Annotated in this window: 17 protein-coding genes, 1 rRNA gene and 1 pseudogene; 14 read left to right on the forward strand and 5 right to left on the reverse strand. The window is 38.4% G+C overall.

All coding sequences use genetic code 11. The features are described 5' to 3' along the window. Positions 1–15: 15 nt before the first annotated feature. Genes HPB14_RS06820 through sppA form a run of 3 tightly spaced genes read right to left on the reverse strand, consistent with a single transcriptional unit; the run spans position 16 to position 3,004 of the window. Positions 16–1,200 carry a restriction endonuclease subunit S gene (locus HPB14_RS06820; RefSeq protein ID WP_000339710.1) on the reverse strand — a complete coding sequence of 395 codons (1,185 nt, stop codon included), beginning with the start codon at positions 1,198–1,200 and terminating at the stop codon, positions 16–18. 41 nt (positions 1,201–1,241) lie between these two features. Further along, positions 1,242–2,123, reverse strand: a complete 882-nt coding sequence (purU, locus tag HPB14_RS06825; protein WP_014658541.1) for a formyltetrahydrofolate deformylase — start codon at positions 2,121–2,123, stop codon at positions 1,242–1,244. Between the two features lie 2 nt (positions 2,124–2,125). Beyond that, entirely contained in the window at positions 2,126–3,004 is an 879-nt protein-coding gene (gene sppA / locus HPB14_RS06830; protein WP_000269649.1) for a signal peptide peptidase SppA, read from the reverse strand. Between the two features lie 70 nt (positions 3,005–3,074). Here sppA and HPB14_RS06835 point away from each other — a divergent pair, with 70 nt between their 5' ends. From HPB14_RS06835 to HPB14_RS06850, 4 genes are all read left to right on the forward strand, one after another. Then, positions 3,075–3,332, forward strand: a complete 258-nt coding sequence (locus HPB14_RS06835; protein WP_000752262.1) for a hypothetical protein — start codon at positions 3,075–3,077, stop codon at positions 3,330–3,332. Between the two features lie 241 nt (positions 3,333–3,573). Further along, complete coding sequence (locus HPB14_RS06840; RefSeq protein ID WP_000643394.1) at positions 3,574–4,278, forward strand: TIR domain-containing protein; 705 nt, start codon at positions 3,574–3,576, stop codon at positions 4,276–4,278. Then, positions 4,275–4,724, forward strand: a complete 450-nt coding sequence (locus HPB14_RS06845; protein ID WP_000861009.1) for a hypothetical protein — start codon at positions 4,275–4,277, stop codon at positions 4,722–4,724. Before HPB14_RS06840 ends, HPB14_RS06845 begins: the two co-directional genes overlap by 4 nt. A gap of 9 nt (positions 4,725–4,733) precedes the next feature. Next, on the forward strand, positions 4,734–5,159 hold the full coding sequence (locus tag HPB14_RS06850; protein WP_000432300.1) for a hypothetical protein: 426 nt from the start codon (positions 4,734–4,736) through the stop codon (positions 5,157–5,159). A gap of 829 nt (positions 5,160–5,988) precedes the next feature. On the opposite strand, the gene HPB14_RS06855 is transcribed toward HPB14_RS06850, so the two are convergent. Further along, a 16S ribosomal RNA gene (locus HPB14_RS06855) occupies positions 5,989–7,492 on the reverse strand. A 1-nt stretch (position 7,493) separates the two neighbouring features. Between HPB14_RS06855 and HPB14_RS08680 the strand changes: the two are divergent. Further along, positions 7,494–7,673 (forward strand): annotated as a pseudogene (locus HPB14_RS08680) (hypothetical protein). 315 nt (positions 7,674–7,988) lie between these two features. Here the strand turns inward: HPB14_RS08680 and HPB14_RS06860 are convergent. Further along, on the reverse strand, positions 7,989–8,768 hold the full coding sequence (locus HPB14_RS06860; protein WP_000252759.1) for a hypothetical protein: 780 nt from the start codon (positions 8,766–8,768) through the stop codon (positions 7,989–7,991). 123 nt (positions 8,769–8,891) lie between these two features. Between HPB14_RS06860 and HPB14_RS06865 the strand changes: the two genes are divergently transcribed. The 9 genes from HPB14_RS06865 (at position 8,892) to yidD (ending at position 12,747) form a co-directional block, all read left to right on the forward strand. Further along, positions 8,892–9,380, forward strand: a complete 489-nt coding sequence (locus tag HPB14_RS06865) for a peptidylprolyl isomerase (RefSeq protein ID WP_014658542.1) — start codon at positions 8,892–8,894, stop codon at positions 9,378–9,380. 17 nt (positions 9,381–9,397) lie between these two features. Then, positions 9,398–9,628: a carbon storage regulator gene (locus HPB14_RS06870; protein ID WP_000906444.1), complete on the forward strand. Its 231-nt coding sequence runs from the start codon at positions 9,398–9,400 to the stop codon at positions 9,626–9,628. After that, a complete protein-coding gene (locus tag HPB14_RS06875) occupies positions 9,625–10,431 on the forward strand; it encodes a 4-(cytidine 5'-diphospho)-2-C-methyl-D-erythritol kinase (RefSeq protein ID WP_000150039.1) in 807 nt (268 codons plus the stop codon). The genes HPB14_RS06870 and HPB14_RS06875 overlap by 4 nt, the downstream gene beginning before the upstream one ends. Continuing rightward, on the forward strand, positions 10,428–10,886 hold the full coding sequence (smpB, locus tag HPB14_RS06880) for an SsrA-binding protein (RefSeq protein WP_000766480.1): 459 nt from the start codon (positions 10,428–10,430) through the stop codon (positions 10,884–10,886). The genes HPB14_RS06875 and smpB overlap by 4 nt, the downstream gene beginning before the upstream one ends. A gap of 2 nt (positions 10,887–10,888) precedes the next feature. Then, positions 10,889–11,341 (forward strand): TonB-system energizer ExbB, encoded by a 453-nt coding sequence (gene exbB / locus HPB14_RS06885; RefSeq protein ID WP_000661837.1) that lies wholly within the window; start codon positions 10,889–10,891, stop codon positions 11,339–11,341. A 10-nt stretch (positions 11,342–11,351) separates the two neighbouring features. Further along, complete coding sequence (locus HPB14_RS06890; protein WP_000755082.1) at positions 11,352–11,753, forward strand: ExbD/TolR family protein; 402 nt, start codon at positions 11,352–11,354, stop codon at positions 11,751–11,753. Between the two features lie 71 nt (positions 11,754–11,824). Further along, the gene (gene rpmH, locus HPB14_RS06895; protein WP_001847286.1) at positions 11,825–11,959 is read left to right on the forward strand and encodes a 50S ribosomal protein L34; all 135 of its coding nucleotides are present in this window, start codon (positions 11,825–11,827) and stop codon (positions 11,957–11,959) included. Further along, on the forward strand, positions 11,919–12,404 hold the full coding sequence (rnpA, locus tag HPB14_RS06900; protein WP_001112469.1) for a ribonuclease P protein component: 486 nt from the start codon (positions 11,919–11,921) through the stop codon (positions 12,402–12,404). The genes rpmH and rnpA overlap by 41 nt, the downstream gene beginning before the upstream one ends. Next, positions 12,391–12,747, forward strand: coding sequence for a membrane protein insertion efficiency factor YidD (gene yidD / locus HPB14_RS06905; RefSeq protein WP_001245515.1), 357 nt, complete (start codon positions 12,391–12,393; stop codon positions 12,745–12,747). Before rnpA ends, yidD begins: the two co-directional genes overlap by 14 nt. Positions 12,748–12,752 lie beyond the last annotated feature (5 nt).

The raw sequence follows: 12,752 nt of genomic DNA on the forward strand, positions 1-12,752 counted from the left end.
TTTTGTTTATAAAACTTATTTTTTTAAAACCCTGATTTTAGCGCTCATTAAATCGTGGTTTAAGGCTTTTTTGATGTTTTCAAACTGGCGTTTTTTGTTTTTAAGGCTAATGATTTCATGATCCAAAGCGCTTAAAATGTTAGCGATAGCGATTTGTTCGTCTAAATCTTTAGGGACAAAAAAATCAATTTCTTCAAAAACTTGTTTTGATATTATATAAGTAGCAGTAACTCCTGCTTTTCCTAATAAATATTGTTTATTATTTTCCATCAAATAATAAATAAAATCTGCATTAAAATCTTTGTTAGGAATAATAGCGTTTATCTGTTGATTACAAGCCCCATTAACTCTTAAAATTGCATTTTTCCCAATACTAGCAATACAAGTAACCAAAACACTATTTTTTGGTATCATTCTTATCGTATCCAATCCTTTTTGCGTGATTTTTCGCTCTGAGTTAAAAATATCTTTATTGTCATTTATATCTGTTGGTGTGATCCAAGAAATTGTTCCATTCCAATACTCGCTAATTTGTGTTAAAGGTGTAGAGCCTGTGATAATAATTCCAAAATCTTTAACTTTTACTCTTTGCCAATTTTGATTGAAGCCTTTCAAGCGTTTCCTTTGGCTCAATAGTTCAAAGCTTAAAGCTTTTTTAACGCTCTCTTTTTTAAGAATGAGGGCGTCTAAAGAATAAAGATAACGATCCACATCGCTTAAAATGTTAGCGATAGCGATTTGTTCGTTTAGGGGAGGTAGGGGGATTAAAGTGTTTTTAAAATTATCGTTATAAAGTCTTAAGATAGTTGTATGCTCTGTATTCCATTTCACATGAGAATAAGCATAAAATAAAAAATCATTTTTAACTAATGTTTCATCGTTGTCAATCCAAACGATATTTGAGTCTTGAAAATAAGCGGGTTTTCCATCATAAATGACTGCCCTACCAATAGTTCCGGAAGCAGAGATTAAAATATCGCCTTTTTTTGGAAAAGAATATTTTGTTTTGTATTCTAAAAATAGCTTTTTTGAAATAAAGGCATCAGCGGTGTTGCCAAATGTGCCTATTTTATAGAACGGAATTTCACCATATCGTGTTGTTTGATGTTTCATAACTCTTTTACACATGCATGGTTTGCCAACATCCCCAAGCCTCACTCTTTGCCAAGCTTTTGGTAAGGGCGTTGTTAATGCGTCCATGCGTCCTACCCAATAATCCTAAAGTGCCTTAATGGAAGCATTCAAAACACCACCGTTTTGTTTTCATGCACAAAGACTCTGTCTTCTAAAACGAGTTTTAAAGCCCTAGCCAAAACCAGTTTTTCTATATCCTTACCCGCTAGGCGCATTTTTTCCACGCTGTAATTGTGGTTAATGGGCAGAGTGTCTTGTAAAATAATCGGCCCAGCATCAAGGCTTTCATTCACAAAATGCGCCGTGGCCCCGATGACTTTCACGCCCCTTTCAAACGCTTGCTGGTAAGGGTTAGCCCCAATGAATGCGGGCAAGAAACTATGATGGATATTGAGAATCTGATTTTCATAGCGCTTCGTAAAATCATGGCTTAAAATACGCATGTATTTGGCTAAAACGAGCAAATCCGCGCTCACTTTGTGTTTTAATTCCAGGTCTTTAATGATCGCTAAAACTTCTTTTTCATGCAAGTTTTGATCGATACAAGGCGCATGAAAATAAGGGATGTCAAATTTTTCCACTAAAGGGCGTAAAACCTCGTAATTAGAAATAACGCCTAAAATTTGAGCGTTCAATTCCCCCCCATACACCCTTAAAAGCAAATCCCCTAAGCAATGGCTCTCTTTAGTAGCGAGTAAAATAATGTTTTTTTTATGCGTTAAAATGACTTCAATCAATAGCTCGTTAAAGTTTTCTAGGGCTTTAAAAAGAGCGGTTTTTAAGGATCGCTCTTCTTGCTCTTTCATTTCAGTATTCAAGGGCTTGATTTCTTTTTGGATTTTTAGCCGCATGAAAAAGCGTTGTTTTAAGGGATCAACAAATTCATCGTTTTTGACGATGTTATAGCCCTTGTTAGCGATAGTGGTGCTAATCGCGCTCACCAAACCTTTAGAGTCTCTAGCTTGAATTTTTAAAATAAATTCTAACATATTCATCTCATCAATAATTGATAGCCAAACGCTTGCGTGATGATGCTTGTAACCGATTGCGTGGCTTTTTCAATGAAGCGCTCCATAGGGCTTTTTTCTAGCCAATAGGCTTTTTTAACCTTACTCAATTCCATTAAACGATCTTGGGCTTGTTTGATCGTGCTGATTTTATCAATGAGTTTTAATTTTAGAGCGTTTTGAGCGCTAAAGACCTTCCCTTCAGCAAAATCCTTATAATCCTTAGCGTTTAATTTCCTAGCTTTAGCGACATCATCCACAAACATTTGGTATTGCTCATTGACTAAATTTTGCAAAAATTCTTTTTCGTTGGGTTTCCATGCTCTGGTGAAAGTGCCTATTTCTTTGTATTCGCCCGCATGCACGCCTTGAGTGGCTACGCCGACTTTATTGAGCAAATTTTCCACATTCGCGCTTGAAAAAATCACCCCAATCGATCCGATCAAGCTCGCTTTAGAGGCATAAACTTCGCTCGCTTGCATACCCGCATAATAGCTCCCGCTCGCCATAACCCCCCTAGCATACGCTAAAACGGGCATTTTTTGCTTCAAATCAGCGATTTTTTCGCTCAATTCCACGCTCGCTGACACCGCCCCACCAGGAGAGTCAATCAACAATAAAACGCCCTTAATGCTAGGGGTTTTTAAGATTTTATCCACTTCTTTGTCAAAATCCTCGGTGCTAAAAATCGCCCCATTTAAATAGAGTTTAGCGAGATTGGGCGGGGCGCTTGGCGTGCTTTCTTTAGCGCTAAAAAAGACTAATACAATGAGTAACAGCACAAACGACTTGAAATACTTCGTGATAAAATCTAAAGGCATAATGATTAAAGCCCTAAAGATTTTTTGAATGAAACTCCACATGCAGCTTTTCCTAAACTTAATATTTGACCATAAGAGTGTATTATACTTCAAATGTTTTAAGGATTAAATCATGGCGTGTAAATTTTGCCCTAAGATCAGAAAAACAGACTGGATTTTTATTTTAATCGCCGCTTTAGGTTTTTATTTAGTTAATAAGCTAGGGTATGCGCCCCAATTCACCCCCACTTCAAAGCTTTCACGCCCTCTTTCACGCCCTATTGAAAAGCCTAATAATATAACCGAAGAAGAAAGGAAAAAGCGTTTTATAGAGCTGCAAAAAGAATGCTTACTCCATAAAGACAAAAAGGCGTGCGAAGAGGTTTTTTAGATTGTTTTTGTTGTTTTTTTGCGCTTTTTAGGGTCATTGTAAATTTTATACGCCCTTTTTGTTTGTAAAAAGCTTTTTTTAGCGGTGGTTTTTAGCTATTCTAACAACCCCCAACACCCCAAAATTCAAGCGCTCTTAAGCTAAGTCTAAGTCTACTATAATCAAAAGATTTTAAAGGGAACTTAAAATCGTATTTATAAAGGTTTGAGAATTTCATAAAAATATTAAAGGAAAATATATCATGAAAGCCTTTGTGGTTGATTTAGATAGTAGTGAAAATCAAAGTATTTTAAAACCCATCGCACGCCCTTTTAACAACCAAGCCCATCAAGTTAATGAAGCGGCTGAAAAGATTCACGAACTCATTAAAAACGCCCCATATTCTAACGACAACATCGTTTTAAAACGCAATGAAATCAAAGAAGCCTTTTTTAGTCCGTTCAAACCGCAACTAAAAAACACTCAAGTGTTCCTCTCGCATTCGCATGCGGATAAAAATAAGGCTTTAGAGGTTAAAGACTATTTGGAAAGCCAAACAAAACGCAAAGTGTTTATCGATTCGCTTTTTTGGGATTATAAAGACGATGTCTTAAACAAATTGGCAAAACACGATGATATAAGCAAGATTGAAGACGCTTTCACGCTCATTCTCAGAGAATCTTTACAAGATGTGATTGAAAAATGCCCTTATTTCGTGTTTTTACAGAGTAAGAACAGCGTTTCTCTTAATCAAGATCTATCACGCATCACTTATTCCGCATGGATTTATGAAGAATTAAAGATCGCTAACACTTTTATAACTGGCACTACTCTAAAAGAATCGCGCATTAAAGCCATGCGCGTTTCTTACGATGCCACAAACTTATTAAGGAGGTTTAAACCTATCTCTCTTGATAGTTTGTGCAAGAAAATCGCTCCTAATCTTATAACAAAGGATACAAAATGAAAACTTATCAAAAATTACTAAGTGCAAGCTGTTTGGCGTTGTATTTAGTGGGCTGTGGGAATGGTGGTGGTGGTGAATCGCCGATTGAGATGATTGCAAATAGCGAGGGTGCGTTTCAAATCGACTCCAAAGCAGATAGAGTTACTATTCAAGGCGTGAAGCTTAATAGAGGTAATTGTGTTGTCAGTTTTTCTCAAATATATGCTCGAGCAATTTCTATACAAGACTTTAAAGATGAGGCAAGTACATATGAGTATATAAAAGATAAGAAAAATTTAGCAGAAATGCAGAATAAAATTTCTCAATTAGAGCAAAAGGGTGTGATGATGGAACCTCAAACCCTTAAATTTGGAGAAAGTTTAAAAGGCATTTCTCAAGGGTGCGATATTATAGAAGCAGAAATACAAACCAACAAAGGCACTTGGACTTTTAACTTTAACAGATAAATATCAAACATGGAAAATACCCCAAAAGACAGAGCAAAAATCCTTATAGAAGAGCTTAAAATCTTACAAGGCGTTATCAACAGAATGGCACAAAATTCTTTGGAGTGCAAAAAATGGACTCTCGCGCTCGCTGTGGGTGTCTTATCCCTCAAAGTAGAGGCGATCTCTCATCTTTATGGGTTATGCGTTTTAGGGGTGTTGTTGGCATGCTTTTATCTTTTAGACGCTTATTATCTCATGCAAGAAAAATTATTCAGGGAGCAATACCAATGGCTCATAGAAAACAGACTTAAAACCGATGAAAGGTTATTTGAAGTCTTTCCTGCTCATCAAACTTGCCGGTGCGCGCAATTCTTATGCTCCATGTTTTCGTTTAGCCTTTTCCCTTATTGGGTGTTAGGTCTTTGCTTGGTGGGCTATGGTTTTTGTTTTTGATTCTGTTTCAATGGAGTGTTGGCTATAAAATAACTTAACTTCAATCAAACGATAACTTTTGAAGCGTTTTAGAATTTAGGGTATCGCAAAATAATCCCCACCCCCTTATGATTTTCACTATAAGATAAAACTTCAAACTATAAAAATAAGGCTTTAAACATCAATACTTGATGGGAACGGAGTTTTCAAATCCAAACGCATTCAATTACAATCAGATCAGACCCACCAAAAACACCAAAAGCAAAAATCAAACATTAAGAAATAAGAAACAACAAACAGCAAGCAACCAAAACACATGAAAACAAGGAGAAACAACAAAAGCCATAAGCAGTAAAAAACAAAATCAAGCGATTAAAATCATTAAACATTAAACATTAAAAAAACAAGAAGCAATAAATCTAAACAAAAGAATTAAGAAAGCTCAACGCTAAATCCAACACAACTAGCAAAAAAATTTAAAGCAGCAAACAAGAAAACACTAACTTCAATTGAAGAGCAAAAAACCAAACATTAAAGCATAAGAATAAACAAAGTAAAAAATCAAACACAACAAACAAAAACCATAAGCGATTAAAATCAAGCAAGCAAGAAATAAGATTTAAGAAACCAACACAAGCAAACTAAACACATTAAACATTAAATATAAAAACACTAACAACTAAAAATATAAGTATTAAGAAATAACAAACAATAAGCAAGCAAATATTAAAAACAATCAAGAAGTAAAAAAGAAAGAAAAGCCCAATCTTTCAAAACTAAGCAAAAAAAGTTCTTTTGTCAGGTAATACTCTTGGCTTTTAACAAGCGAATGTTAAAAGCTTTTCTCTAGAAAGGAGGTGATCCAACCGCAGGTTCACCTACGGTTACCTTGTTACGACTTCACCCCAGTCGCTGTGTGTGCCGTGGGCAGTAGCCAATTTAGCATCCTGACTTAAGGCAAACACAACTCCCATGGTGTGACGGGCGGTGAGTACAAGACCCGGGAACGTATTCACCGCAACATGGCTGATTTGCGATTACTAGCGATTCCAGCTTCATGCAGGCGAGTTGCAGCCTACAATCCGAACTGAGAGGTGTTTTGAAGATTGGCTCCACTTCGCAGTATTGCTTCTCTTTGTGCACCCCATTGTAGCACGTGTGTAGCCCTAGGCGTAAGGGCCATGATGACTTGACGTCGTCCCCACCTTCCTCCTCCTTACGGAGGCAGTATCCTTAGAGTTCTCAGCATGACCTGTTAGCAACTAAGAAAGGGGGTTGCGCTCGTTGCGGGACTTAACCCAACATCTCACGACACGAGCTGACGACAGCCGTGCAGCACCTGTTTTCAAGGTCTAGCAAGCTAGACACTCCACTATTTCTAGCGGATTCTCTCAATGTCAAGCCTAGGTAAGGTTCTTCGTGTATCTTCGAATTAAACCACATGCTCCACCGCTTGTGCGGGTCCCCGTCTATTCCTTTGAGTTTTAATCTTGCGACCGTACTCCCCAGGCGGGATGCTTAATGCGTTAGCTGCATTACTGGAGAGACTAAGCCCTCCAACAACTAGCATCCATCGTTTAGGGCGTGGACTACCAGGGTATCTAATCCTGTTTGCTCCCCACGCTTTCGCGCAATCAGCGTCAGTAATGTTCCAGCAGGTCGCCTTCGCAATGAGTATTCCTCTTGATCTCTACGGATTTTACCCCTACACCAAGAATTCCACCTACCTCTCCCACACTCTAGAATAGTAGTTTCAAATGCGGTTCTATGGTTAAGCCATAGGATTTCACACCTGACTGACTATCCCGCCTACGCGCTCTTTACGCCCAGTGATTCCGAGTAACGCTTGCACCCTCCGTATTACCGCGGCTGCTGGCACGGAGTTAGCCGGTGCTTATTCGTTAGATACCGTCATTATCTTCTCTAACAAAAGGAGTTTACAATCCTAAAACCTTCATCCTCCACGCGGCGTTGCTGCTTCAGGGTTTCCCCCATTGAGCAATATTCCCTACTGCTGCCTCCCGTAGGAGTCTGGACCGTGTCTCAGTTCCAGTGTGTCCGTTCACCCTCTCAGGCCGGATACCCGTCATAGCCTTGGTAAGCCATTACCTTACCAACAAGCTGATAGGACATAGGCTGATCTCTTAGCGATAAATCTTTCCCCCGTAGGGAGTATCTGGTATTAATCATCGTTTCCAATGGCTATCCCAAACTAAAAGGCACATGACCTATGCGTTACTCACCCGTGCGCCACTAATCAGCATTCTAGCAAGCTAGAAGCTTCATCGTTCGACTTGCATGTATTAGGCACGCCGCCAGCGTTCACTCTGAGCCAGGATCAAACTCTCCATAAAAGTGTTTGTCCTAAAGCTCTTTTGTTTTTTGATAGGCTGTTGTTATTCCTAACAACAGCTTTAGCGTATCACAAGAACTCGTTTTATTTGATTATTGAATAAAACGGGTTGTGTTCTTAAGTATTACAACAACAAAACAGAAAGAAACTTTTTAAAAAGGTTTAGCCAAACGCTAACCTAAAAATACTCTCATGCCATTCAGTCATCAATCATAATGATATAATCATCATAATCAATGAAATTGATTGGCACTGGTTGGATAAGAATTTCTTATAAAAGAATGAAAGTTATAAAAACCCTCACTCTATTTAGTCAGTCATTACTTACTTTGTTTTAGAATATCCCTTTAAAAAGAACTTCTATCAATTTGCTTAGTTTTCAAAGATCGTTTGCTTTAAACAGCTATCCTTGTAAGGTATCAAGCGGCTTTTCAAAAGCCCTTGCTGAAACAAGGAAATGAAAGTATAGTCATAGAAAGCTTAAGGTTTGCTTAAATCTAGGGAATGTTTTGAAAAATATTTTGATTTTTTAGAGCGTTTAAAAATTGCACGATCTTTTCTTTAGGGATAATCACTAAACTTTCGTGGTTTTCTAAAGTGCTACTAGCCATTCCCATAAACTCCCCCACTTCGCTAAAATAAGGCCTCCCTCCCCACAACACGCTCCCCTTTTTAAAAGAAGCATCAAGCGAAAGGAATTTTTTAGACTTCAAAAGTTCAGCCACAGAAATGTCCGTTGTCTGTATAGAAAAAGAATTCCCCTCATTTAACGCCGGGTAGTAGAGATCGGAATTGGGTGTTTTTTGATTGGTATAAGGATTTGAATGAAAAGTTTGAGCGTATTTTGTGTAAATCCTTGCATGATAATAGCTCTCTTCTCTTTTATGGCAATAATCGTCTCTAAAATCGGCGGTTTTTAAAAGCGAAAGCCCTTGATTCCTATCCATCGCCTCAAGGTGTAAGCTGGCTATACAAATCAGCTCTTTAGCGCTGCTGTCTTGCATTTTGGCTAAAATCATTTTAGGGTACAAGCCATTAGAATAAAGCGTTTCAGAAGAAGCGATATAACGCCCGTTTTTGAGCAAAGTCGCATAGCCTTCTTTATAAGTCCCATCGCTAAAATACACTTTCAATAACGCAACAGAATAAACCCATGCAGGGAGCGTTGGATCAAGGGGCGGATCGTCTCTAACGATTTGAATGTTATTAGCGTTCATCATGCATGAGAATAAAACGATACAACAACCAACCGCTAATCTTTTATGCCAACGCACCATTATCCAACTTACCGCTTAAATTTTAAAAGTATCCTACAACACTATCGGCTAAAATACCATTTGTTTTAATTTGTTGCTATAATAGAGCATTTGAATGACAAAAGCTTATCGCAAAGGTTTATGATGGATCCAATTAAAACTTATGAAATTAAAGAAGAAGAGCTTGCAAAAACCGCTTACGCCACGATCAAAACCAATAAAGGCCATATCACCCTAGAGCTTTTTTACAAAGACGCGCCCCAAGCGGTCAGTAACTTTGTAACTTTGGCTAAAGAGGGTTTTTATAACGGGCTTAACTTCCATCGTGTGATCGCAGGCTTTGTGGCTCAAGGAGGCTGCCCTTATGGCACAGGCACAGGCGGGCCAGAACACCGCATTAAATGCGAAGTGGCCCACAACCCCAACAAGCACAAAAGAGGCTCTATTTCTATGGCGCATGCTGGGAGAGACACAGGGGGGAGTCAATTTTTCTTGTGTTTTGTGGATTTGCCCCATTTAGATGGCGAACACACCGTGTTTGGCAAAATCACTAGCGCAGAAGGCCTTAGCGTTTTGGACAAAATCAAACAAGGCGATATTATAGAAAGCGTTGTGTTTAGCCCTTCTCTATAAGGAACAAGAGATTAGACATGCTCATACTCAGCCGCAAAGTTAATGAAGGGATTGTTATTGATGATAACATCCACATTAAAGTCATTTCCATAGATAGAGGGAGCGTGCGTTTGGGGTTTGAAGCGCCTGAAAGCACCCTTATTTTGCGCGCTGAACTCAAAGAGGCCATTGTGAGCGAAAACCAAAAAGCTTCTGCGTCCGTAGATGAAAGCCTGTTAGAAAACATCAAAAAGGTCATTAAGCCTTGACGCATGTTTTTGAAGTTTATCCTAAAATCAATATTTTTTTAAAAATCCTTCACAAAGAAGGGGCTTACCACAAGCTCATTTCTCGCATGTGCTTAGTCAAAGATAAGCTCAAAGACATTATTAGCGTCAAGAGTGCACTTTCCTTTTCACTAAAAGGGGATTTTGACTGCCCTTTAGAAGAAAACTCGCTCTTTAAAGCCCTCCAAGTTTTAAAAAAATTTTTAGCACAAAAAAATTCCTCTCACTCTGTCATCAAATCCCTAGACACCCTAGCGATTGAAGTGGAAAAAAATATCCCCACTCAAGCCGGATTAGGCGGTGGGAGCGCTGATGCTGGGGGGCTATTGTATCATTTAAATCAGATTTTTGACTGGCGTTTGAGTTTAAAAGAGCTTTATAGCATGGGATCTTTAGTGGGTGCGGACACCAATTTTTTCATCTCGCAATACAAAAGCGCTAACGCCACTTCTTATGGCGAAGTCATTGAAAATTTTGAAGAAGAGCCTTTAGAAGATTGTCTAGAAATCTATGCACCAAATCATGTTTTTTGCAGCACCAAAGCCATTTATCAAGCTTATAGGCCTGAAACTTGTTTTTCTCAAGCTAAAGAGTGGCTTAAAAAGACGAGTTTGGAATGCCTAAAGACTTATGACAGAAGCGAACTAAACGATCTTTTAAAACCGGCCTTACTCACTAACCAAGCTTTAAGAAGTATAGAAAGCGAATTAGGCAAGGAGTGGTTTTTTAGCGGGAGCGGGAGCGCGTTTTTTAGGCTAAAGCCTGCGCTAAAAGGGGGCGAATGAAACTCATTGCCAGCAATAAAAAAGCCTATTTTGATTATGAAATTTTGGAAACTTTAGAAGCAGGATTAGCGCTTTTAGGCTCTGAAGTGAAGGCTTTGAGGCAAACTAGGGTGAATTTAAAAGATAATTTTGTTAAAATAATCAAAGGAGAAGCTTTTTTATTTGGTGTTCATATATCATATTTAGATACAATCCATGCGTATTACAAGCCCAATGAAAGGCGAGAGCGTAAGTTGCTTTTACACAAAAAGCAATTATTGAAATGGCAGATTGAAGCGTCTAAAGAACGCTTGAGTATTGTAGGATTGAAATTGTATTTTAACCAAAGAAATAGAGCTAAAATCCAAATTGCTTTAGTGAAAGGAAAAAGATTGCACGACAAAAGACAAAGTCTCAAAGAAAAAGCACTCAATAAAGAAATTCTTGCTGATTTAAAACACCACTTTAAAGGATAATAATGAAAGAAATGGTAGATTATGGGATTATAGGGTTTTTGATCTTCCTATCAGTCATCGTTATAGCGATCGCAATAGAAAGGTTGTGGTTTTTTGCCACTCTTCGTGTAGATGACTACACAGACAGGCGTAAATTAGAGCTAGCCCTACACAAACGACTGACTTTAGTGGCCACGATTGGCTCTAACGCCCCTTATATCGGTCTTTTAGGAACGGTTATGGGGATCATGCTCACTTTTATGGATTTAGGATCCGCTTCTGGCATTGACACTAAAGCGATCATGACTAATTTAGCCCTTGCTTTAAAGGCGACTGGCATGGGGTTATTGGTAGCGATCCCTGCGATTGTGATTTATAATTTGCTCGTGAGAAAAAGCGAGATTTTGGTTACCAAATGGGATATTTTCCACCACCCGGTTGACACGCAATCCCATGAGATTTATAACAAAGCATAAGGATTAAGCGGTGAAAAAAGTAGAATCCATGAATGTGGTGCCTTTCATTGACATCATGCTTGTGTTGCTAGTGATCGTGCTTACAACCGCATCTTTTGTGCAAACTTCAAAGCTCCCTATTAGCATTCCTCAAGTGGATAAGGACAGCACTGATTCTAAAGACGTGTTGGACAAAAAACAAGTTACGATCGCCATTTCTAATAAGGGTTCTTTTTATTTTGACGATAAAGAAATCAGCTTTGAAAATTTAAAACACAAGGTTTCCACTTTGGCTAAAGACACCCCTATTGTCTTGCAAGGCGATAAGAAAAGCAATTTGGATAACTTTATCAAAGTCGTGGATTTATTGCAAACTAACAATTTGAAGCAACTTTACATTCTTGTTGAAGATAAAAAGAATCAAAAAAATTAGTTTTAGTCAATTTTTAGCATTCTTTAGCTAAAATCTGTGTTTATGTTTAATTTTTATCAAGGGAGTTTTAAATGAAACGCACTTACCAACCACACAACACACCAAGAAAGCGAACCCATGGCTTTCTTGTGAGAATGAAAACCAAAAACGGGCGCAAGGTGATTAATGCCAGACGAGCTAAGGGCAGAAAAAAGCTTTCCGTCTAAACCCTATGACTCTTTAAAAAACAAGAGTGAGTTTGATAGGGTTTATCAAAAGGGTTTCAAAAAACACAACCCTTTTTTTTCGCTCTTTGTTTTGGATTTGTCAAAAGAGCCGCCAAAAGGAAAAGAGAGTTTTAAAGATCCGCTCTCTTGTAGGCTTAAAGACAAAAAAACGCTTTATTTATTAGGCTTGAGCGTGTCCAAAAAAGTCGGCAACGCCGTGAAACGAAACCTTATCAAACGCCGTTTGCGTTCGCTTACATTAAAGCATGCTGCACTTTGTCAAGGGCTTGCTTTGGTGTTTGTGCCTAGAAGCGATTGTTGCCATTTAGATTTTTGGGCTTTAGAAAAACATTTTTTAGAAATGCTAACTTCCATTAAAAACTATATGAACAAAGCCTTGAAAGGCTTGAAAAAAGGAATAACTCATACCTATGCGAAACAATAAAACGCCTTTTTTGAGTGCGATTTTTACGGCATCAATTAGGGGTTACCAACGCTTTTTTTCGGCTTTCACCCCTTCAAGCTGCCGGTTTTACCCCACTTGCTCTAACTACGCTCTGTGGTTGCTCTGTTTTGAAAGCCCTTTGAGCGCTATGGGTAAGATCATTCTAAGGATACTCTCATGCAACCCTTTTTGCTCTGGGGGCATTGCTTACCCTACTACTCGCTTGAAACGCCCTAGTTTGCTCCAATCTCATAAAGATTTTAACCGCAATTTTAAAACCATTACTTTTTGGCTCGTTCCTACTACAAAAAGCCGCACAACTTACTACATCATTAAGGTTTAATCACA

This window comes from Helicobacter pylori HUP-B14, from assembly GCF_000259235.1.
GTDB lineage: Bacteria > Campylobacterota > Campylobacteria > Campylobacterales > Helicobacteraceae > Helicobacter > Helicobacter pylori_CU.